Raw genomic sequence first — 21,010 nt, forward strand, 5'->3', positions numbered from 1 at the left:
CCTCGGCCGGTCTTCCTCCGTACACGGCCCCTCCACCGTCGGAGCCGTCACATGACTGCGCAGTCGCTCAGGTGTCGAAGTCCACCGTCAGGGTGTCGGAGACGGGGAACGACTGGCAGGTGAGGACGTAGCCCGCGTCGACCTCGGCCGGTTCGAGGGCGAAGTTGCGGCGCATGTCGGCCTTGCCGTCGGTGACCAGGGCGCGGCAGGTGCCGCAGACCCCGCCCTTGCAGGCGAACGGCAGGTCGGGGCGGGTCTGCTGGGCGCCTTCGAGGATGGTCCGCTCGCGGGGCAGGGCGGAGGTGGTGGAGCGGCCGTCGAGGGTGACGGTGACCTGGCTGACCGGGCCGGAAGGGCCGGCCTCGGCGTGCTGGACCTCGCGTACGGGTTCGTCGTCGGCGTAGAACAGCTCCTGGTGGACGCGGTCGCCGGGGACGCCGAGGCCGGCCAGCACCTGCTGGGCGGCGCGGACCATGCCGTGCGGGCCGCACAGCCACCAGTGGTCGGCGGACGGTACGTCGACCAGCGCGTCGACGAGCGCCGAGAGCCGGTCGGCGTCGAGGCGTCCGGAGAGCACCTCGGCCTCGCGGGGCTCGCGGGAGAGGACGTGGGCGAGCTGGAACCGCGTCGGGTAGAGGTCCTTCAGGTCGGCCAGCTCGTCGGCGAACATCACCGTGCCGGTGCGGCGGTTGCCGTAGAGGAGGGTGACCGTCGAGCGGGAGTCGGCGGCCAGGACGGATTCGGCGATGGAGACCATGGGCGTGATGCCGGAGCCGGCCGCGATCAGGACGTGGTGGCCGGGGGTGGTGAGGTCGGGTGTGAAGGCGCCGGTGGGGGCCATCACCTCGACGGTGTCGCCGGGGCGCACCTCGTGCACCAGCCAGGAGGAGAACAGTCCGCCGGGCACGACCCGGACACCGATGCGCGGTGCCGTGCCGGCGGGTGAGCAGATCGAGTAGGAGCGGCGCTCGTCCCGGCCGTCGATCTCGCGCCGCAGGGTGAGCGACTGGCCGGGCTCGAAGACGAACTCCTCGGCCAGCTCGGGCGGGATGTCGAAGCTGACGGCCGCCGCGTCCTCGCACAGCGGCTGCACGGCGGCGACCCGCAGGGGGTGGAAGACCGGACGTCGGCGGGCTCGCGCGCGCGGCGCCGGGGCGGGGGCCGGCTCCATCAGGTCCTCCATCAGATCTCCTTGACGTACTCGAACGGCTCGCGGCAGGCGAGGCAGCGCCACAGCGCCTTGCAGGACGTGGCGGCGAAGCGGGAGGTCTCCTCGGTGTCCGCGCTGCCGCAGCGGGGGCAGGGCACCGAGCGGCGGGTCGGCGACAGCACGAGCGGGACCGGTCCGGCGGCGCGCGCGGGTGCGGCCCCGGGCGGGGCGATGCCGTGTTCGGCGAGCTTGCGACGGCCGGCCGGCGTGATCCAGTCGCTGGTCCACGGCGGGTCGAGGACCGTGCGGATCTCCACACGCGGGTAGCCGGCCGCCTTGAGCCGGGCGGCCACGCCGGCGCGCATCTCGGCCATGGCCGGGCAGCCCGAGTAGGTCGGGGTCAGGCTCGCGACGACCGTCCCGTCCGGATCCAGGGACACCTCGCGCAGCACCCCGAGGTCGGCCAGCGTGAGCATGGGCAGCTCCGGGTCGGGCACCTGCTCGGCGATGCGCCGGGCCCGTCGCGCGTCCAGAGCCGTCGTCACCATGTCGCCCCCGGATGGGCGCGGGCCACGCTCTGCAACTCGGCCAGCAGCGGGGCGAGATGCTCGGTGTGCTCGCCGGCGCGGCCGGAGCCGGGCAGCGGCCGGTGGGCGGGCATGGGCAGCCCGGCCGCCTCGGTGACCTGGCGCAGGACCGCGACGACCTCGTCCCGGGCGTCGTACGCCGTGAACAACTCACCCAGGTAGGGCGCCACCTGCTCCAGCGCCCTGCGCGTGCGGCGGTGGGACTCCTCGGTGCCGTCGCCCAGCCGCACCACCCACTCGGCCGCGTACTGCCGGTGGTAGGCCAGTTCCTTCACACCCTTGGCCGCGATCGCCGCGAGCACCGGGTCGGGGTGGGTGGTGAGCCGCTCGAAGTGCGCGAGGCGCCAGCCGGAGAACACCAGCAGTCGCACGATCGAGAACGCGAAGTCGCCGTTCGGCAGTTCGGCCAGGCGTACGTTGCGGAACTCGTCGGCGTCACGGAAGTAGGCGTAGGCGTCCTCGTCGCGCCCGGTCCCGTCGACCCGGCCCGCGCGGGAGTACAGCAGGCGGGCCTGGCCGAGCAGATCGAGGCCGATGTTGGCCAGCGCCACCTCCTCCTCCAGCTCGGGCGCCCTAGTGGTCCACTCGGCCAGCCGCTGGGCCGATACCAGGGCGTCGTCGGCCAGGGTGACGCAGAGGGCGGCCAGCTCCCGGGCGTCGACATCGTCGGGGACGGTGGTGTCCACGCCGTGCAGGGGGTCTGCGAAGCCGGTGCCGTAGGCCCAGCGGGTGTCGTCCTCGTGTCCCTCGGCGAGGGTCATGTAGACGTGGTCGTCGCTCATGCCTGTTCCTCGATGGCCTCGGCGGGACTAGATGTGCGGGACGTCGTCGGGGATGTCGTAGAAGGTCGGATGCCGGTAGACCTTGTCGGCGCTGGGCTCGAAGAAGGGGTCCTTCTCGTCGCGGGTCGAGGCGGCGATGTGCTCGGAGCGCACCACCCAGATGCTCACGCCCTCGTTGCGCCGCGTGTACAGGTCACGGGCGTGGGTCAGCGCCATGCGGTCGTCGGCGGCGTGCAGCGAGCCCACGTGGACGTGGTTCAGCCCGCGCTTGCCCCGCACGAACACCTCGTACAGCGGCCAGTTCTGCCTGTCGGCGGTCATGCCACCGCTCCCTTCTGCGCGCGGGCCGCCTGCTTGGCCGCGTGGGCGGTGGCCGCCTCACGCACCCAGGCGCCCTCCTCGTGAGCGGTGCGGCGCCGCTCCATCCGCTGGGCGTTGCACGGGCCGTCGCCCTTGATGACCCGCATCAGCTCGTCCCAGTCGGGCGTGCCGAAGTCGTGATGCCCGCGCTCCTCGTTCCAGCGCAGCTCCGGGTCGGGCAGTGTCACGCCGAGCTTCTCGGCCTGCGGGACCGTCATGTCGACAAAACGCTGACGCAACTCGTCGTTGCTGTGCCGCTTGATCTTCCAGGCCATCGACTGCGCCGAGTTGGGCGAGGCGTCGTCGGGCGGGCCGAACATCATCAGCGACGGCCACCACCAGCGGTCCACCGCGTCCCGCACCATCTCCCGCTGCGCCTCGGTCCCCCGCATCATCGTCATCAGCAGCTCATAGCCCTGCCGCTGATGGAACGACTCCTCCTTGCAGATCCGCACCATCGCCCGCGCATAGGGGCCGTAGGAGCTGCGGCACAGCGGGACCTGGTTGCAGATCGCCGCCCCGTCCACGAACCAGCCGATCACACCGACGTCAGCGAAGGACAGCGTGGGGTAGTTGAAGATCGACGAGTACTTCTGGCGGCCTTCGATCAGCCGCTCGGTCAGATCCGCGCGGTCGGCGCCCAGCGTCTCCGCCGCCGAGTACAGATACAGCCCGTGTCCGGCCTCGTCCTGGACCTTCGCGAACAGAATGGCCTTACGGCGCAGCGACGGCGCACGGGTGATCCACTCACCCTCCGGCTGCATGCCGATGATCTCCGAGTGCGCGTGCTGCGCGATCTGCCGCACCAGCGTCTTGCGGTAGCCCTCCGGCATCCAGTCACGCGGCTCGATCCGCCGATCCCGCGCGATCGTCGCGTCGAAGTGCTGCTGGAGAACCGGCTCGGCGCCGTCCGCCCCCGGGGGGCTGGAGTGTGTCGTGTCCATCCGTCCCACTTCCCAACCGACCATTCGTTCGGTCCATCATAGAACGACCCCGCGCGCCGTGGTAGACCCCGGCTCTTGACAGGCCCGGAGGCGGCTGGATTACTTGGCGACGCCGAAGCTAACCGAATGGTCGGTCGGGTCACAAGATGATGCGATCGAACTACAAGGCGGTGCGAGAAGTGACTCATACCGGTGACGTGACGCCGACCGCGGAGGCGATGTTCGCCGCGGACCAGGCCTCCCGCGGCCTCGGCGTCGAGCTGCTGGAACACGGTGAGGGGACCGCTGCCCTCCGGATGACGGTGACCCCGGCGATGGTGAACTGCCACGGCATGGTCCACGGCGGCTATGTCTTCCTGCTCGCCGACAGCGCCTTCGCCTGCGCCTGCAACAGCCACGGCCCGATGACGGTCGCGGCCGGGGCCGACATCACCTTCGTGGCTCCGGCGCACGAGGGCGATGTCCTCGTGGCGCGGGCCGAGGAACGCACCCGGTACGGCCGCAGCGGCCTCTACGACGTGACCGTCCTGCGGGGCGACACGGTGATCGCGGAGTTCCGGGGCCGCAGCCGCAGCATCCGGGGCACGACGTCGAAGGAGTCGGGATGACCAGCGAGACGACGGCCGCGACGACCCCGGCGGCGGCCGGGCAGCGGCGGGGCGAGCCCCTCCCCCACGGCCTGCTGGACGACGGAGAGCGCCTGGCGCGCGAGGAGCTGCGCGAGCTCCAGGTCGACCGTCTGCGCCGGAGCCTGCGCCACGCCTACGACAACGTGGAGACGTACCGGAAGAAGTTCGACGAGGCCGGTGTGGGACCTGACGACTGCCGGACCTTGGCGGACCTGTCCCGCTTCCCCTTCACGACGAAGGCGGATCTGCGCGACACCTACCCGTTCGGCATGTTCGCCGTCCCCATGGACCAGGTCCGCCGCGTCCACGCCTCCAGCGGAACCACCGGCCGCCCCACGGTCGTCGGCTACACGGAGAACGACCTGTCCATGTGGGCGGACCTGGTCGCCCGCTCGATCCGCGCCGCCGGCGGACGCCCCGGGCACAAGGTGCACATCTCCTACGGCTACGGCCTGTTCACCGGCGGTCTCGGCGCGCACTACGGGGCCGAGCGGGCCGGGTGCACCGTCATCCCCGCCTCTGGGGGCATGACCGCGCGCCAGGTGCAGATCATCCAGGACTTCCGGCCCGAGATCATCATGGTCACCCCGTCCTACATGCTCACGCTCCTCGACGAGTTCGAGCGTCAGGGCGTCGACCCTCGGTCCACCTCGCTGCAGGTGGGGATCTTCGGTGCCGAGCCGTGGACGGAGGAGATGCGCCGCGAGATCGAGGAGCGGACGGACATCCACGCCGTCGACATATACGGCCTGTCCGAGGTGATCGGCCCCGGTGTCGCCCAGGAGTGCGTGGAGACCAAGGACGGCCTGCATGTGTGGGAGGACCACTTCTACCCCGAGGTCGTCGACCCGCTCACCGGCGAGGTGCTGCCCGACGGCGAGGAGGGCGAACTGGTCTTCACCTCCCTCACCAAGGAAGCCCTGCCGGTCGTCCGCTACCGCACCCGCGACCTGACCCGGCTGCTGCCCGGCACGGCCCGGCCCGCCTTCCGCCGCATCGAGAAGATCACCGGCCGCTGTGACGACATGATCATTCTGCGTGGGGTGAACGTCTTCCCCAGCCAGATCGAGGAGATCGTGCTGCGCACGCCCGGCGTCGCTCCGCACTTCCAGATCGAGCTGTCCCGGCGCGAACGGATGGACCACATGACCGTCCGCGTCGAAACCCGCCCCGGCACGCCCGCCGGCCTGCGCGAAGCCGCCGCCCGCGCGATCGCGAAGGACGTCAAGGACGGCGTCGGCGTGACCGTCGACGTGTCGATCGTCGAGCCGGAGACCCTGGAGCGCTCCCTCGGCAAACTCCGCCGGGTCAAGGACCTGCGCGGAAAGCGGTGACCCGCCCTCACAGGCAGCACCGGGCCGCGGGAACCGTGCCGGGAGCGGTCACCTCGGGCAGCCCTGCTTCGGATGCGGCCGGTTTGCGGATCAGGAGCAGGGCCGCGTCGTCGTGCAGCCGGCCGCCCACATGGGCCAGCAGCTCGTCGTGGAGCGCGCCGAGGGTGCGGGCCGGCTCGTGGGACACGTGTCGCTCCAGCCCTTCGGCGAGCGGGTAGAAGGCCTGTCCGTGGTCCCGGGCTTCGGTGACGCCGTCGGTGTACAGCAGCAGCTGGTCACCGTCGGCGAAGGGCAGCACATGGAGGCTGGGCCCGTGACCGGCGAGGGCGCGCAGCCCGAGGGGCGGGGACGGATGAGCGGGTTCCACCGGCGTGACGCTCCCGCAGGCGCGCACCAGCAGCGGAGGCGTGTGCCCGCAGTTCACCACCTCAAGGTGCCCGTCCTGCGGGTATCCGGCGACCACTGCGGTGACGAAGTCGTCGTGCCCGAGGTTGCGCGCCAGACTCCGCTCGATCCTGTCGACCACGGCGAGGAGGTCGGGCTCGTCGTGGGCGGCCTCGCGGAAGACACCGAGCACCAGCGCGGCGGTCCCCACGGCCGGCAGCCCCTTGCCGCGCACATCGCCGACGATCAGCCGCACTCCGTGCGGGGTCGGTATCAGGGCGTAGAGGTCCCCGCCGATCCGGGCCTCGGCCGCCGCGGCGCTGTAGCGGACGGCCGCCTGGAATGGTCCGACGGTCGACGGCACGGGCTTGAGCAGCGCGTGCTGGGCGGTCTCCGCGACCGAGCGGACCGCCGCGAGCACGCGCTCCCGGCGCACCCGCAGGACGCCGGCCAGACCGCTCGCGAGGGTGACGGCCACCAGCGCCGACAGTACGGCGGCCAGTTCCCGGCCCGGCATTCCGTCCCGGATGCCGAGCGTCACGCCGACCGCGACGGCAAGGAAGCCGATCCAGAGGACTCCGCGGGGCCCGTTGGTCGTGGCGGCGAGGGCGGGACCGGCCGCCAGCAGGGGCAGCCAGATCATCCCGGCTCCACCGGTGAGGTCGACGAGCGCGATGACGGTGACGATCAGCACCGGCAGGACGGGCGTACCGGCGGCCAGCTGTGCGGCGACGCGTCTGCGCGCCGAGGTCCCGGCACCGGCCACTCGGTTGCGATACGGCCGTACGGCCCAGTGGTCGTCACCAAGGTCTCGGGGGTGGCTCATGTCTGTGTCCGTGGTCCTCACCTGTGAGCGGGGGCGCGGGGCGGAGGGCGCATCCCTGAAATGTCTGTTTCATCCAGAAAACGAGGTGAGCCGGGACACCGGCAAGGAGCGGATTTTCAGATAGTGAGCGAGAGGCTCCGCGTCACGCGGCTCGCGGTCGGGAGCAGCCGCGTGCTGATCTCCGGCAGCCGGGAGAGCCGGTTCGCCGGCAGCGAGACGCCGAGGGAGCCGAGTGTGTCCCCGCTGTACACCGGGACGGCGACGCAGACCGTGCCGAGGGCGTACTCCTCCAGGTCCGTGACCGCCGGGGCCAGGGGCGAGGTCGCCAGCCGCCGGAGCAGTTCCGGCCGGCTCGTGATCGTCCGCGGGGTGAGGTCGGCGAGGTGGTGGCGGGAGAGGTAGTCCTTGCGGGCCTCCTCGTCCAGTTCCCTGAGCACGGACTTGCCCAGCGCGGTCGCGTGCCCCGCGTCCTCGAAGCCCACCCAGAGATCGACGCGGGGCGTCCCGGGGCCGTCGACGATCTCGGCGACCCGGATCTCGCCCTCCTCGTAGAAGGTGAGATAGGCGGGGGTCGCGAGCTCGTCCCGCAGCGCGGCGAGCGTGGGCCGGACGCGGCTGAGCAGCGCCTGCGCACGGCCCGTGGTCCGGAGGGTCTGCAACTTGTCACCGAGGACGAACCCGCCGTCATCCAGCTTCCGCACGTACCCGTCGTGCACCAGCGTCCGCAGCAGGTGATAGGCGGTGGCCAGAGGCAGCCCGGTCTCACGCGCCAGCTGCTTGGCCGGCGCGCCGTTCTGGTGCGCGCTCACCGCCTCCAGCAGCCGCATGGCCCGCTGGACGGAGGTGATGAGCGTAGGGCCCTCTTGCCCACCCATAGGACCAGCCTGCGCCAGCGGTACGGCGCGGGCAAGACAGGGACGGGACCGGCTCGCCGGACCGACGACAACTGCCGCCCGGCGGCTACCGGGATTGCGGCTCCCGGGGCGGCGGAGGCGCGGTCGAGGCGCGCACCACGAGTTCGACCAGGGGGTCGTTCGCCGGTGGCAGTGGCGCGTCCGGCTTCTCGATGGCCTGCACCAGGAGCCGGAGTCCCTCTCGCGCCACGTCGTCGAACGGCTGGCGCACCGTGGTCAACGGTGGGGTCACGTACGCGGGGCGACGGGGATGTCGTCGAAGCCGACCACGCTGACGTCGTCCGGCACGCGCCGCCCGGCCTCGGTCAGGGCGCGGATCACGCCGATGGCCATGCCGTCGTTCGCGGCGAACACGGCGGTGACGTCAACGTCGGCGGCGAGCGCGCAGCCCGCCCCGTGGCCCGACGCGGCCGACCAGTCGCCGACGAGCACGGCCGGCTGCTCCGCGCCCCGGGCGGCGAGGGCGCTGCGCCAGCCCTCCCGGCGGTCCCGGGCGGCGAACCACCGTTCGGGGCCGGCGACGTGGTGGACGGTCGTGTGGCCGAGGTCCAGCAGGTGTTCGGTGGCGGTGCGCGCGAGGAGTTCGGCGCCGACGCCCGTGGCGACGGTCCGGGTGCCGCCGAACGCGGCCGGCGCTCCGAGGACGAGGACCGGCACGTCGACACTGAGGGAGACCGTTCCCCCGTCGATGGGCTCGGAGACGACGATGCCGTCCACGCCCTGCTCCAGCAGCGACTCCACGGCGCCGACGACACCTCCCGGGTCGCCTTCCAGGGTGTTGACCACCCGGAGCGCGTATCCCGCGTCCCGCGCGGCGTGCTCGACGCCGACCAGGAGCGACGCGGGCCCGTAGAGGGCGGTCCCGAGCGTGACCACGCCGATGGAGCGGGTCCGCCCGGAGGCCAGCGCCCTGGCCGCGCCGTTCAGGCGGTAGCCGAGTTCCCCGGCCGCCTCCAGCACCCGTCGGCGCGCCTCGTCGGAGACGCAGCGCTCCCCGTTGAGGACCCTCGACACCGTCTTCTGTGAGACGCCGGCCGGCCGGGCCACGTCCACGCTGCGCGGCGCCGGACCGCCGGCCCGTGCTCCCACTCGCGTCATGCGTCTCCCCTCGTGTCCTGCCGGACTGCGCCGTCAAACGCACGCAGTGAAGCGGGCCGCGTCAAGAAGCCGGGCGTGCGGGTGACCGCGCGGCCGGGCGAGTGGCCCGGCCGCGCAGGCGGTCCGGATGGCGGAAGAGACCCGCGGAGACCGGCGAAACGCCGCCGTGGTCCTTCTCGGGTCTCCCCCGAGCGGCGACCATGCCATGTCATGGACATCTTGCTCGTCGCCAGCGCGTTCAACAGCCTGTCCCAGCGTGTCTACGCGGAACTGTCGGACCAGGGCCACCGCGTGGACGTCGTCCTCGCCTCCCACGGCGCCGACGCGGTCCGGGCCGCCGTCAGCGAGGTGCGTCCGGAACTGATCGTCGCGCCGATGCTGAAGTCGGCCCTGCCGGAGGACGTGTGGCAGGTGCACACCTGTCTGGTCGTGCACCCGGGGCCACCCGGCGACCGGGGCCCGTCGTCGCTGGACTGGGCGATCGCCGAGGAGGCGCCCGAGTGGGGCGTGACGGTGCTCCAGGCCGAGGCGGCGATGGACGCCGGTGACATCTGGGCGGACGGGTCCTTCCCGGTGCCGCCGGTCGGCAAGGGCGACCTGTACCGCAACGAGGTGTCCGACGCCGCCGTGGCCGCCGTGCTGCTGGCCGTGCGGCGGTACGCCGACGGATCGTTCAAGCCGCGGCCCCAGAGCGATCCCGGGACGCGTGTGGTGTGGCGGGACTTCTTCCGCCAGGAGCAGCGGCGGATCGACTGGGAGAACGACAGCACGGAAACGGTGCTGCGCAAGCTCCGCGGGGCCGACTCGCAGCCGGGCGTCCTGGACGAACTCTGCGGCCGGGAGGTGTTCCTGCACGGCGGGCACCCCGAGGACCGGCTGCGCGGACGGCCCGGCGAGCTGCTCGCGACCCGGTCCGGCGCGGTCTGCCGGGCCACCCGGGACGGTGCGGTGTGGATCCCGGAACTGCGCCCCCGCAAGAGCTCCGGCGACCCGGCACCGTTCCGCCGCCCGGCGGCCTCGGTCCTCGCCTCCTTCCCCGCCCCGCCCGGCAGCGGCCCCGGCATGCCGAGTTCGACCCCCCGCCCGTACTGGCTGCCGGAGATCGCCGCCCCGCTCGAACTGCCGCCGAACCGCACCACCTGGTCCGACATCCGCTACCGGCAGCGGGACGACATCGGCTTCCTGTCCTTCTCGTTCCCGAGCGGGGCGATGAGCACCAACCACTGCCGCAGGCTGCTCGCCGCCTACCGGTACGCGCTCACCCGCTCCACGTCGGTGCTGGTGCTCGGCGGCGCCCGCGACTTCTTCTCCAACGGAATCCACCTCAACGTCATCGAGGCGTCGAGCGACCCGGCGGGCGAGTCCTGGTCCAACCTCGTCGCCATGAACGACCTGGTCGAGGCCGTGCTGTGCACCACCGACCGGCTGGTGGTGGCGGCGCTCGGCGGCAACGCGGCAGCCGGCGGTGTCATGCTGGCCCTGGCCGCCGACGAGGTGTGGTGCCGCACCGGCAGCGTCCTCAACCCGCACTACCGGAACATGGACCTGTACGGATCGGAGTACTGGACGTACTCGCTGCCGCGCCGCGTGGGAGCCGAGACGGCCGAGCGGCTGACGAGCGAGGCGTTGCCGGTGAGCGCCGCCACGGCTGAGCGGATCGGGCTGGTGGATCGTCTGGTGCCCGTCCCGGCCGGGGAGTTCCCGAGCGAGGTCGAGCGCCTGGCTGCCGATGTGGCGGGCGACCCGGATCTCGCACGCCGGATCACCGCCAAGGCCACGGCACGTCACGCGGACGAGCTCCAGCGCCCCCTCGCCGAATACCGGCGGACCGAACTCGCCCGCATGCGTGCCGTCTTCTTCGACCCGCAGGCGCCGTACCACGCCCTGCGGTCCGCCTTCGTCCGCAAGAACCCGATCGGCTCCGCCCGGCCGCTGGCCCACGGGGGCGCCGGATGAGTGCGCGGCTGCTCGTGGCGGGCGTGGGCAACATCTTCCTCGCGGACGACGCCTTCGGCCCCGAGGTGATCCGCGCCCTGGAGCAGCGCCCGCTGCCGCCCGAGGTGAGGGTAGGGGACTTCGGGATCCGCGGCCTGGACCTGGCCTACGCACTGCTCGACGGCCACGACACGGCCGTCCTGGTCGACGCGGCCGTACGGGGACACGAGCCGGGCACCCTGTCGCTGATCGAGCCGGACCTGCCCGACCGCGCCACGGCCGGCGCCCCGCCCGAGGCACACGGCATGGACCCGGCGAAGGTCCTCGCCCTGGCCGCCCACCTGGGCGACGAGCCGCTCCCGCGCGTGCTCGTCCTGGCCTGCGAGCCGGAACTGCGGGCACCCGCCGACGAGGACATCGCCCCGGGTGTCAGCGGGACGGTGCGCGAAGCGGTCGGACGGGCCGTCGCGGCCCTGCACACCATGGTTCCGGTGCTGCTGGCGGACCCCGCGGCCACGCCCCGGTTGAGCCACCCGGACGAATCGCCCGCCCTGTCCCCGCCGGGCTGCCGGGCACCGTGAAGGACGGCGCCGAGGATCGGTGGCGGACCGTTTTCCCCATCGACCGCGAGGAGCGGCGCCCATGTGCGATTCCGTGGACGAGGTCACTCAAGCCGTCCTGGCGAAGAACGACGGTCTGGCCGCGGGCCTGCGCGACGAGCTGGCCCGCCGCGCGGTGAGCGTGGTCAATCTGCTGTCCAGCCCGGGCAGCGGCAAGACGGAACTGCTCGGGCGGGTGCTCACCCGGGCGGTGGAGCGCGGCCTCCCGGTGGCGGCGCTCACCGCCGACCTGGCGACCGAGAACGACGCCGACCGGCTGGCCCGTTCGGGAGCCCCGGTGAAGCAGCTGCTGACGGACGGACTGTGCCATCTGGAGGCACGGCAGCTGCGCGGCCATGTGGAGAGCTGGCTGCCCGAGGAGACCTCGCTGCTGTTCGTGGAGAACGTCGGCAACCTCGTCTGCCCGGCGTCCTACGACCTCGGCGAGAGCCTGCGGATCGTGCTCATGGCGGTGACGGAGGGCGAGGACAAGCCGCTGAAGTACCCGACGGCATTCGGGTCCGCCCACCTGGTGGTGCTGACCAAGACCGACCTGGCCGAACCCGCCGGGTTCGACGAGACGGCCTTCGACACCCACGTCCAGCGGGTCAACCCGGGGGTGGAGGTGCTGCGGTCCTGCGCCCGCACGGGCGCCGGCGTCGACGCTCTTCTGGAGCGGGTGCTCGCCGCGCGGGACGGGGCCGCGGTGCACCGGCCTCCTCTGGCGCCCCGCCCGCACAGCCACACCCGTGAGGGCGCCGAAGCCGGTCTCGTCTCGTGACAGCGCCCGCAACACAGGCGGTGCGCCGCCGCGTCACCGTGCGCGGCACCGTGCAGGGCGTGGGGTTCCGCCCCTTCGTGCACCGCCTGGCCACCGGTCTCTCGCTCGCGGGGTTCGTGAGCAACACGGCGAACGGAGTCCTCATCGAGGTGGAGGGCCCGCCGGAACGCGTCGCCGACTTCTGTGACCGGCTGGCCACCCAGCCGCCGCCGTTGGCCGCTGTCACCGACGTCGGGGTCGAGGAGCTGCCCGTCAGCGGCGCCGACGACACCTTCGCCATCCGTGCCACCGACCACTCCCCCGGCCGCACCCGTCTCCCGCCCGACACGGCGACCTGCTCCGACTGTCTGCGGGACCTGACCGATCCGGCCGACCGTCGGCACCGGCACCCCTTCGTCACCTGCACCCACTGCGGCCCCCGCTTCACCATCGCGACGGGCATGCCGTACGACCGGGCGGTCACGACCATGGCCGGCTTCCCGATGTGCGCCGACTGCGCCCGGGAGTACGGCGATCCCCTCGACCGCCGCTTCCACGCCCAGCCCGTGGCCTGCCCCGGCTGCGGTCCCCGGCTGCACCTGGTTCCCGCGCCCGGCAGCGATGTCCGTCCGGCGCGGGACGCGGGCGCCCTGGCGGCGGCACGGGCGCTGCTGGCCGCCGGGCGGATCGTCGCCGTCAAGGGTCTCGGCGGCTACCACCTGGCGTGCGACGCGACCGACGCGCGGGCCGTCGAAACGCTGCGCACCCGCAAGGCACGCGGCGGCAAGCCGTTCGCGGTGATGTGCGCGGACCTGGACACCGCACGACGGATCGCCGTGCTCTCCGCGCCCGAACTGGCCGCCCTCAGCAGCCCCCGGCGCCCCATCGTCCTGCTCCGCAGACGGGCAGAGCAGGCGGCCCTCGCACCGGGCGTGTGCCCCGGCAGCCCCCGTCTCGGCGTGATGCTGCCCTATACGCCCTTGCACAGCCTGCTGTTCGGCCTGCCCGGCGATCCGCCGGGACCGCGCGTGCTGGTCATGACCAGCGGCAACCGTTCCGGCGAACCGATCGTCACGGACGACGACGAGGCACTGGTCCGGCTCGCGGGGCTGGCCGACGCGTGGCTCGCCCACGACCGGCCCATCGCCTCGCCCTGTGACGACTCCCTGCTGCGGGTGCGCGCAGACGGCACCGAGCAGGTGCTGCGCCGGTCCCGGGGGTACGTGCCCCGCCCGTTGCGGCTGCCGGTGCCGGTGCGGCCGGCGCTCGCCGTGGGCGGCGACCTGAAGAACGCCCTGTGCCTCGGCGAGGGCGACCACGCCTGGTTCGGTCCGCACATCGGCGACATGGGCGATCTGACCACCCTGGAGGCGGCCCGGCGGGCGGAGACGCACATGCGGTGCCTGACCGGCGTCACCCCCGAAGTCGTCGCCGCTGACCGGCACCCTGGATACCATTCGGCGAGTTGGGCCACCCGACTTGCCGGGCACGCCCCGGTGCTGGTCCAGCACCACCACGCGCACATCGCCTCGACGATGGCCGAGCACGGTCTCGAGGGCACCGCACCCGTGATCGGAGTCGCCTACGACGGCACCGGCTACGGTGACGACGGCACCGTCTGGGGCGGCGAGATCGTGCTCGCCGACTACAGCGGCTTCCGGCGCTACGCCCGTCTCGCCCCCGCCCCGCTGCCCGGCGGCGACGCGGGCGTGGCCAACCCCTGCCGCCTGGCCCTGGCCCGGCTGTGGGCGGCGGGGCTGCCGTGGGAGGCGGACCTGCCCTGTGTCAGGGCCTGCGCATCCGACGAACTCACCGTGCTTCACCGGCAGTTGGAGCGTGGCCTGGCCTGTGTGGCCACCTCCAGCATGGGTCGCCTCTTCGACGCCGTGTCGTCGCTCGTCGGCGTGTGCCATCGCGCCGGATACGAAGCGCAGGCCGCCCTGGAGCTGGAGGCCACGGCCGCTGCGGCCTGGGACGCCGATTCATCGCCGTACGCCTTCGGCTTCGCCGCCGGTACGTACGACCCGGCCCCGATGCTGAGGACGCTGGTCGCCGACCTGCGGCGCGGTGTCCCGGCCGCCGTGCTCGCCGCCCGCTTCCATCGCGGGGTGGCGCGGGCCGTCGCGGAGATCTGCCGGCGTGCACGCCGCGACACCGGCCTGGCCACGGTCGCCCTCAGCGGCGGGGTCTTCGCCAACGCGCTGCTGGAGGAGGAGTGCACGCGGCTGCTGGCCGACGACGGCTTCGTGGTGCTCCAGCACGGCGAAGTCCCCCCGAACGACGGCGGATTGGCCCTCGGCCAACTGGTGGTCGCGGCGCACCTACGACAGGAGGAGTGACCCATGTGTTTGGCAGTGCCCGGCAAGGTCGTGGCCATCGACGACAGCGCGGATCCGCTCACCGGGCTGATCGACTTCGGCGGAGTCCAGAAACAGGCGTGCCTGGAGTACGTGTCCGATGTGCGGGTGGGCGAGTACGTCATCGTGCATGTCGGCTTCGCTCTCCAGCGCCTGGACGAGGAATCGGCCCTGGCCTCGCTGAAGCTGTTCGAGGAACTGGGGCTGTTGGAGGAGGAGTTCGGTGACGCCTGGGAGCAGGCGGCGAAGGAGGCTGGACCGGCGTGAAGTACATCGACGAGTTCAACGATCCGGGCCTGGCCCGGCGACTGCTGGACGAGATCCGGGCCACCGCGACCCGGCCGTGGGCCCTGATGGAGGTGTGCGGCGGGCAGACCCACTCGATCATCCGGCACGGCATCGACCAACTGCTCCCCGAACAGGTTGAGTTGATCCACGGCCCCGGCTGCCCCGTATGCGTCACACCGCTGGAGGTCATCGACAAGGCGCTGGAGATCGCGTCGCGGCCCGGGGTGATCTTCTGTTCCTTCGGTGACATGCTCCGGGTGCCGGGCACCGGCCGCGACCTGTTCCGGGTCAAGGGCGAGGGCGGCGACGTACGCGTGGTCTACTCGCCGCTCGACGCCCTGGAACTGGCCCGCCGCCACCCGGACCGGGAAGTGGTGTTCTTCGCGATCGGCTTCGAGACCACGGCCCCGGCCAACGCGATGGCCGTGCACCAGGCGCGCAGACTGGGTCTGGACAACTTCAGCCTGCTGGTGTCGCATGTGCGGGTGCCTCCGGCCGTCGAGGCGATCATGACGGCTCCGGCCTGCCGGGTGCAGGGTTTCCTGGCCGCCGGACACGTGTGCAGCGTGATGGGCACGGCGGAGTACCCCGAGCTGGCCGAGCGGTTCGGTGTGCCGATGGTGGTGACCGGGTTCGAGCCACTGGACATCCTGGAGGGCATCCGCAGGGCGGTCCGCCAGCTGGAGCGTGGCGAGCACCGGGTGGAGAACGCGTATCCGCGTGCCGTGCGCGAGGAGGGCAATCCGGCCGCCGTGCGCATGATCGAGGAGGTGTTCGAGGTCACCGACCGGTCCTGGCGCGGTATCGGGCGGATCCCGGCCAGTGGCTGGCGGCTGCGTGACGCCTTCCGCGCGTACGACGCCGAGCACCGCTTCGATGTCACCGGGATCCGCACCGAGGAGCCCGCCGAGTGCCGCAGCGGTGAGGTGCTCCAGGGCCTGATCAAGCCGACCGAGTGCGCCGCGTTCGGCACCATCTGCACCCCGCGCACACCGCTCGGCGCCACCATGGTCTCCAGTGAGGGCGCCTGCGCGGCCTACTACCTGTACCGCCGGATGAACTCCCCGACCCCGCAAGCGGGCGGGGCCGCACACGAGGAGGCGGCTCCCGTTGCCTGAACGACTCGCCGGTGTGGTGGACCCGGCCGACTGGACCTGCCCCGCCCCACTACGCGACCAGGGGGTGGTGGTGATGGGGCACGGCGGAGGCGGAGCACTGTCGGCGGAGCTGATGGAGCAGGTCTTCGCGCCCGCCTACGGCAACGCCACGCTCGCCGGTCTCGCCGACTCCGCCGTCCTCGAACTGGGCGGCGCGCGGCTGGCCTTCTCCACCGACTCCTACGTGGTCCGGCCGCTGTTCTTCCCCGGCGGCAGCCTGGGCGACCTCGCGGTCAACGGCACCGTCAACGACCTGGCGATGAGCGGTGCGCGGCCCGCGTTCCTCTCCGCCGCGTTCGTCCTGGAGGAGGGCGTGGAGCTGACCGTCGTCGAGCGGATCGCGCGCGCCATGGGTGCGGCGGCCGAGGCCGCCGGGGTCACCATCGCCACGGGTGACACGAAGGTGGTGGAGTCCGGGCACGGCGACGGTGTGTACGTCACCACCGCCGGTGTGGGGCTCGTCCCGGACGGGGTGGACATCCGTCCCCAGCGTGCGCGGCCGGGAGACGCCGTGATCGTCAGCGGGCCGATCGGTCTGCACGGGGTGGCGGTCATGAGCGTGCGGGAGGGGCTTGAGTTCGGGGTCGAGGTCACCAGCGACACCGCGCCGCTGGCGGATCTGGTGACGGCGATGCTGGCCGTCACCCCGGACATCCATGTGCTGCGCGACCCCACCAGGGGTGGCCTGGCTGCGTCCCTCAACGAGATCGCCCGCGCCTCGGGGACCGGGGTCCGGCTTCAGGAGCGCGCCGTCCCGGTGCCGGACGCGGTGGCGAACGCCTGCGGGTTCCTCGGCCTCGATCCCCTCTACGTCGCCAATGAAGGCCGGCTCGTCGCCTTCGTGCCCCTCTCGGCGGCGGACGAGGTCGTCGCGGCGATGCGAGCCCACCCTCAGGGTGCCGGGGCCACGCTGATCGGCGAGTGCGTCGCCGACCATCCCGGCATGGTCGTGGCCGCCACCGGCCTCGGCGGCACCCGGGTGGTGGATCTGCCGCTCGGCGAGCAGTTGCCGCGCATCTGCTGATCCGGTCCGGACGTGAGCGGGCCCCGCCCAACACGTCGGCGGGGCCCGCTCACGCTATGCCGGGGCCGGTGACGGCTCGATCCCGGTGATCTCCAGTTCGCGGCCGCTGCGCAGGTCGTTGGAGGGGCGGTCGCAGCGCGGGCACCAGAAGAACGGGGGCATGCCCAGCGGGAACTCCTCGGCGCACGGGCCGCACCAGGCCTGCGCGGGGACCTGCTCGACCACGAGCCTGGCCCCGGCCAGGGCGGTGCCGTCGCGGGCCACCTCGAAGGCGAAGTCCAGGGCGTCGGGGACGACGCCCGCCAGTTCGCCGACCCGGACGGTCACCGCCGCGACGAAGCCCGTCCCGTCCGCCCGGGCCATCTCACCGGCCCGCTCGATGATCGCGTTCGCGATCGACAGCTCGTGCACGGCCGGGCTCAGGGATACCGGCGGCCCGCGCGGAACCCGCCGGCCATCCGCCAGATCCGCATCTCCCGCCTGAGGCTGGGGAACTCCCAGCACAACAGTGCCAGGGCCAGACCGCCCACGAGGACGGCCTCGGCCTTCAGCACCCGCTGTCCGCTCATCTCGGCTCTTCGGCGCGAGGCGGGCCTTCGTGCTCGTTGGATCTTCATTGCGGCGACTCCCTGCTGTCTGTCATCCCGGCGAGATGTTCGGCATGGTCTCCGCGAGCGCGTCATGCCGCTTCCAGTGGATCCCGGTGGAGCGGCGCGCATCGGCGGTGCCGTCCTCGTGATGCCCTTTCTGGTCCTGGTACCGTCCCTTGTTGCCCTGGTGCATGCCGGCGACGTGGCCGGGTGTGTCGGGCTTCGCCTGGGGCCGGCCCACTCTGATGTTGCCCATGGGTTGTTCTCCTTCCTCGCCTCCGACCTTGCGGAGTGTGTACTCAGGGCCGCTCGGTGAGGTCCTCGAAGAACCGCTCGACGGCCGGCCAGACCCGGCCGCCTCCGGACAGGCCGCGCCACTCACGGCGTACGACGGCGACCATCCGGTAGCAGTCGTCGATCGGCACGATCCAGTGGTGGTCGAGCCCGTGCACGGTGTTCACCAGCAGGGCCTCCACCTCGGGTTCCACGGTGGCGAGCCGCGGACACGTCACGGCCAGCTCCTGCCAGGCCGCCGCGTCCACGTCCCACCGCATGGCCCCCGCCGGGCTGGGGCCCTGGGCGGTGACGGTGCCGTCCTCCCGGGGCACGAAGAAGACCAGGCCCACGGGTACGCCCAGCACCCCTGTGTCGACCTTGGGCAGCCGCACTCGGCGGCGGGGCACCAGCCGGTAGTGGCCGTCCCCCGCCCCACCCTGGGCGAACAGCACCGAGCAGGGGCCGCAGACGCAGCGCACCTCCTCCTGCCCGGTGTCGTACAGGTGGGCGTGCTCGTCCGGCACGAGCGCGGCGCACAGGTCGCACACCTCCGCCTCGGCCTCCGCCGCGCGGTCGGCCGAGGAGCGGATGAGGCGGGCCAGCGCTCCGTCCGTTGTCATCGTGCGCCCCGGTGCGTCAGCGTGGCCAGTGGTACGAACGCGGGTGCCGACTGCCGGTCGGAGGCGGTCGGCAGGGGCTCCACCGCCGTCAGCTCCGGAGCGGCGGCCAGCACCGCTTCCCGGACCACGTCGGTGACCTCGTTCGATCCGCCACCGCACCCGGAGCCGCACCCGCCGCCCGCCTTCAGGCGCACCCGGGCCACCTGTCCCTGCACACCGGCCCACTCCACGTCACCACCACGTTCCTGGACGGCGGGCCGCAGCCGTTCGACCGCGCGGGCCGCGCGGCGCTCGGCGGGCTCGGGGTGGACGTCGTGCAGCACCATCAGGTGCCCCAGCAACTCATCCTCGGCCAGACGTTCGGCCAGCTGCCCGTCGGCGTGGTCCAGGACGCGGGCCAGCGCCTCGCCGTAGACCTCGGTCAGCAGCCGTACGGCCTCGGTCGCGGAGCGCGTGGTGGGGCCGGGCGCGGCCTCGAGTCCTTCCAGTACCTCGTCGAGCCGGGCGAGCCGGGCCTCCACATCCGGATCCGCCAGCCGTTCGGCGGTGGCCTCAGCCATGGTTGGCCCCGTACGTCGGCGAGTGCAGGGTGGTGAGCGTCTTGCCCTTGCCGACGTACATGTGCACACCGCACGGCAGGCAGGGGTCGAAGCTGCGAACCGTGCGCATGATGTCGACGCCCTTGAAGTCGTCCGGTCCGTTCTCCTCGAAGACGGGCTGGCCCTGCACGGCGTCCTCGTACGGGCCCGGGGTGCCGTACATGTCGCGGGGGCTGGCGTTCCACGGGGTGGGTGGGTACGGGTGGTAGTTGGCGATCTTCTTGTCCTTGATCACCAGGTGGTGGGAGAGGACACCGCGTACCGCCTCGTGGAACCCGCAGCCGATCGCCTCGTCGGGCACCTCGTAGTTCTCGAACACCTTGGTCTCGCCCGCTCGCACGAGTCCCATGGCCTCTTCCAGGAACTGGAGGGCCATGGCGGCCGCGTAGGCGATGAAGTACGGCCGGGCGCGGTCGCGTTCGATGGTGTTGCTCCACTGCGGGATGCGCCACTCGAGTGTGGTCTCCGGCAGGGCCTCCCCCTTGGGCAGGGAGATGCGCACGCTGTGGCCGGTGGCCTTGACGTACGGGGTGTCGACCAGGCCGCTCAGCGCGGTCGACCAGAGCCGGGCGAGCGGGCCGCCACCGGTGTCGAGGGCGAGGTGCTGGTCGGTCCTCTTGTCGTACCAGCGCGGGCTCATCACCCAGCTGTACTTGCCGTCGAATTCGCGCTTCTGCGGCACCGGGACGGTCGTCTGGTTCCAAGGGTGGCGCATGTCGACGGGGTTGCCGAGCGGGTCGTGCGTCACGAAGGGCTGTTCGTTGACCCAGTCCTCGTAGTACGAGCTGCCGAGCAGGATCCGCAGGCCGAGGTTGATGTCGACGAGGTTGTTGGTGACCAGTTCGCCGTCGACGACGATGCCCGGGGTGACGTACATGTCCTTGCCCCAGGAGTTCATCGTCTCGTACCGGTAGTCGACCGTCTTCGGGTCCTGGAAGGCACCCCAGCAGCCCAGCAGCACGCGACGGCGGCCGACCTCCTCGTAGCCGGGCAGCGCCTCGTAGAAGAAGTCGAAGACGTCGTCGTTCATGGCGACGGCCTTCTTGACGAAGTCGATGACCCGCATCAGCCGGCTGAGGTAGTCGGTGAAGGTGTTCGGCTGCGGCATCGTGCCGACGCCACCGGGATAGAGCGTGGACGGGTGGACGTGCCGTCCCTCCATCAGACAGAACATCTCGCGGGTGACCCGGCTGACCTTCAGGGCCTCCTTGTAGACCTCGCCCTCGAAGGGGTTGAAGGCCCGCATGATGTCGGCGATCGTGCGGTAGCCGTGGATCTCGCCGCGGGGCGCCTCTGTGCGCTCGGCGCGGGCCAGCACGCCGGGGTTGGTGGCCTTGACCATGGCCTCGCAGAAGTCCACGAACACCAGGTTGTCCTGGAAGATCGTGTGGTCGAACATGTACTCGGCCGCTTCACCGAGGTTGACGATGTAGTCGGCCAGCGGGGGCGGCTTGACACCGTAGGCCATCTGCTGAGCGTAGTCGGAGCAGGTGGTGTGGTTGTCGCCGCAGATGCCGCAGATGCGGGACGTGATGAAGCCGGCGTCGCGCGGATCCTTGCCCTTCATGAACACGGAGTAACCGCGGAACAGCGACGAAGTACTGTGGCATTCCACGACTTCCCGGTTTGCGAAGTCGATCTTCGTGTAGATGCCCAGGTTCCCGATGATCCGCGTGATGGGATCCCAGGACATGTCCACGAGCTGTGGCGGCTTGCGCCCCGTGGGCCGGGCCTCGGTGGTGGTCATCTGCGGTGCTGCCCCTCGCTGTCGGTGCTGCGTCGACGGATGGTGGAGTG

General features: G+C 72.1%; 21 protein-coding genes and 2 pseudogenes. 9 read left to right on the forward strand and 14 right to left on the reverse strand.

Annotation, left to right across the window (positions count from 1 at the left end; genetic code table 11):
- Window positions 1–67: 67 nt before the first annotated feature.
- From paaE to paaA, 5 genes are read right to left on the reverse strand one after another with little or no spacing between them, the layout of a single operon-like run.
- Entirely contained in the window at window positions 68–1,183 is a 1,116-nt protein-coding gene (gene paaE, locus SCNRRL3882_RS03230; protein WP_010043946.1) for a 1,2-phenylacetyl-CoA epoxidase subunit PaaE, read from the reverse strand.
- On the reverse strand, window positions 1,183–1,698 hold the full coding sequence (paaD, locus tag SCNRRL3882_RS03235; RefSeq protein ID WP_010043943.1) for a 1,2-phenylacetyl-CoA epoxidase subunit PaaD: 516 nt from the start codon (window positions 1,696–1,698) through the stop codon (window positions 1,183–1,185). Before paaD ends, paaE begins: the two co-directional genes overlap by 1 nt.
- Window positions 1,692–2,519 (reverse strand): 1,2-phenylacetyl-CoA epoxidase subunit PaaC, encoded by an 828-nt coding sequence (paaC, locus tag SCNRRL3882_RS03240; RefSeq protein WP_010043940.1) that lies wholly within the window; start codon window positions 2,517–2,519, stop codon window positions 1,692–1,694. Before paaC ends, paaD begins: the two co-directional genes overlap by 7 nt.
- A 27-nt stretch (window positions 2,520–2,546) precedes the next feature.
- Window positions 2,547–2,840, reverse strand: coding sequence for a 1,2-phenylacetyl-CoA epoxidase subunit PaaB (gene paaB, locus SCNRRL3882_RS03245; RefSeq protein ID WP_010043938.1), 294 nt, complete (start codon window positions 2,838–2,840; stop codon window positions 2,547–2,549).
- The gene (gene paaA / locus SCNRRL3882_RS03250; protein WP_029181456.1) at window positions 2,837–3,823 is read right to left on the reverse strand and encodes a 1,2-phenylacetyl-CoA epoxidase subunit PaaA; all 987 of its coding nucleotides are present in this window, start codon (window positions 3,821–3,823) and stop codon (window positions 2,837–2,839) included. Before paaA ends, paaB begins: the two co-directional genes overlap by 4 nt.
- A 218-nt stretch (window positions 3,824–4,041) precedes the next feature.
- On the opposite strand from paaA, the gene paaI reads away from it, so the two are divergent.
- Both paaI and paaK read left to right on the forward strand, forming a co-directional pair.
- Window positions 4,042–4,431: a hydroxyphenylacetyl-CoA thioesterase PaaI gene (paaI, locus tag SCNRRL3882_RS03255; RefSeq protein WP_050810292.1), complete on the forward strand. Its 390-nt coding sequence runs from the start codon at window positions 4,042–4,044 to the stop codon at window positions 4,429–4,431.
- On the forward strand, window positions 4,428–5,786 hold the full coding sequence (gene paaK / locus SCNRRL3882_RS03260; RefSeq protein WP_010043929.1) for a phenylacetate--CoA ligase PaaK: 1,359 nt from the start codon (window positions 4,428–4,430) through the stop codon (window positions 5,784–5,786). Before paaI ends, paaK begins: the two co-directional genes overlap by 4 nt.
- A gap of 7 nt (window positions 5,787–5,793) precedes the next feature.
- Here paaK and SCNRRL3882_RS03265 read toward each other — a convergent pair whose 3' ends face one another.
- From SCNRRL3882_RS03265 to SCNRRL3882_RS03275, 3 genes and pseudogenes are all read right to left on the reverse strand, one after another.
- Window positions 5,794–6,996: a PP2C family protein-serine/threonine phosphatase gene (locus tag SCNRRL3882_RS03265; RefSeq protein ID WP_173937222.1), complete on the reverse strand. Its 1,203-nt coding sequence runs from the start codon at window positions 6,994–6,996 to the stop codon at window positions 5,794–5,796.
- A gap of 116 nt (window positions 6,997–7,112) precedes the next feature.
- Window positions 7,113–7,871 carry an IclR family transcriptional regulator gene (locus tag SCNRRL3882_RS03270; protein WP_010043927.1) on the reverse strand — a complete coding sequence of 253 codons (759 nt, stop codon included), beginning with the start codon at window positions 7,869–7,871 and terminating at the stop codon, window positions 7,113–7,115.
- Window positions 7,872–7,956: 85 nt separating this feature from the next.
- Window positions 7,957–9,008, reverse strand: a pseudogene (locus SCNRRL3882_RS03275) (LacI family DNA-binding transcriptional regulator).
- Between the two features lie 210 nt (window positions 9,009–9,218).
- On the opposite strand from SCNRRL3882_RS03275, the gene SCNRRL3882_RS03280 reads away from it, so the two are divergent.
- The 7 genes and pseudogenes from SCNRRL3882_RS03280 (at window position 9,219) to hypE (ending at window position 17,128) form a co-directional block, all read left to right on the forward strand.
- Window positions 9,219–10,964, forward strand: a complete 1,746-nt coding sequence (locus tag SCNRRL3882_RS03280; RefSeq protein ID WP_010043926.1) for an enoyl-CoA hydratase-related protein — start codon at window positions 9,219–9,221, stop codon at window positions 10,962–10,964.
- Window positions 10,961–11,544: pseudogene (locus tag SCNRRL3882_RS03285) on the forward strand (hydrogenase maturation protease); the annotation flags it as partial. The gene SCNRRL3882_RS03280 and the pseudogene SCNRRL3882_RS03285, both read left to right, overlap by 4 nt.
- Window positions 11,545–11,585: 41 nt before the next feature.
- On the forward strand, window positions 11,586–12,323 hold the full coding sequence (gene hypB / locus SCNRRL3882_RS03290; RefSeq protein ID WP_010043921.1) for a hydrogenase nickel incorporation protein HypB: 738 nt from the start codon (window positions 11,586–11,588) through the stop codon (window positions 12,321–12,323).
- On the forward strand, window positions 12,320–14,641 hold the full coding sequence (gene hypF, locus SCNRRL3882_RS03295; protein WP_029181455.1) for a carbamoyltransferase HypF: 2,322 nt from the start codon (window positions 12,320–12,322) through the stop codon (window positions 14,639–14,641). Before hypB ends, hypF begins: the two co-directional genes overlap by 4 nt.
- Before the next feature lie 3 nt (window positions 14,642–14,644).
- The gene (locus tag SCNRRL3882_RS03300) at window positions 14,645–14,926 is read left to right on the forward strand and encodes a HypC/HybG/HupF family hydrogenase formation chaperone (RefSeq protein ID WP_029181454.1); all 282 of its coding nucleotides are present in this window, start codon (window positions 14,645–14,647) and stop codon (window positions 14,924–14,926) included.
- Window positions 14,923–16,065 carry a hydrogenase formation protein HypD gene (hypD, locus tag SCNRRL3882_RS03305; RefSeq protein ID WP_010043915.1) on the forward strand — a complete coding sequence of 381 codons (1,143 nt, stop codon included), beginning with the start codon at window positions 14,923–14,925 and terminating at the stop codon, window positions 16,063–16,065. The genes SCNRRL3882_RS03300 and hypD overlap by 4 nt, the downstream gene beginning before the upstream one ends.
- Window positions 16,058–17,128: a hydrogenase expression/formation protein HypE gene (gene hypE, locus SCNRRL3882_RS03310; RefSeq protein WP_029181453.1), complete on the forward strand. Its 1,071-nt coding sequence runs from the start codon at window positions 16,058–16,060 to the stop codon at window positions 17,126–17,128. Before hypD ends, hypE begins: the two co-directional genes overlap by 8 nt.
- Window positions 17,129–17,182: 54 nt before the next feature.
- Here the strand turns inward: hypE and hypA are convergent, their stop codons facing one another.
- The 6 genes from hypA to SCNRRL3882_RS03335 form a co-directional block, all read right to left on the reverse strand.
- Complete coding sequence (hypA, locus tag SCNRRL3882_RS03315; protein WP_010043911.1) at window positions 17,183–17,539, reverse strand: hydrogenase maturation nickel metallochaperone HypA; 357 nt, start codon at window positions 17,537–17,539, stop codon at window positions 17,183–17,185.
- Window positions 17,540–17,547: 8 nt separating this feature from the next.
- Complete coding sequence (locus SCNRRL3882_RS41040) at window positions 17,548–17,697, reverse strand: hypothetical protein (protein ID WP_173937223.1); 150 nt, start codon at window positions 17,695–17,697, stop codon at window positions 17,548–17,550.
- Between the two features lie 70 nt (window positions 17,698–17,767).
- Window positions 17,768–17,974, reverse strand: a complete 207-nt coding sequence (locus SCNRRL3882_RS03320; RefSeq protein ID WP_010043909.1) for a hypothetical protein — start codon at window positions 17,972–17,974, stop codon at window positions 17,768–17,770.
- Window positions 17,975–18,017: 43 nt separating this feature from the next.
- Window positions 18,018–18,614 (reverse strand): DUF5947 family protein, encoded by a 597-nt coding sequence (locus tag SCNRRL3882_RS03325; RefSeq protein ID WP_010043907.1) that lies wholly within the window; start codon window positions 18,612–18,614, stop codon window positions 18,018–18,020.
- Window positions 18,611–19,174: a NifU family protein gene (locus tag SCNRRL3882_RS03330; protein WP_010043905.1), complete on the reverse strand. Its 564-nt coding sequence runs from the start codon at window positions 19,172–19,174 to the stop codon at window positions 18,611–18,613. Before SCNRRL3882_RS03330 ends, SCNRRL3882_RS03325 begins: the two co-directional genes overlap by 4 nt.
- Entirely contained in the window at window positions 19,167–20,960 is a 1,794-nt protein-coding gene (locus tag SCNRRL3882_RS03335; RefSeq protein ID WP_010043903.1) for a nickel-dependent hydrogenase large subunit, read from the reverse strand. The genes SCNRRL3882_RS03330 and SCNRRL3882_RS03335 overlap by 8 nt, the downstream gene beginning before the upstream one ends.
- Between the last annotated feature and the right edge of the window lie 50 nt (window positions 20,961–21,010).

Source organism: Streptomyces chartreusis NRRL 3882, from assembly GCF_900236475.1.
In the GTDB taxonomy this organism is placed as follows: Bacteria; Actinomycetota; Actinomycetes; order Streptomycetales; family Streptomycetaceae; genus Streptomyces; species Streptomyces chartreusis_D.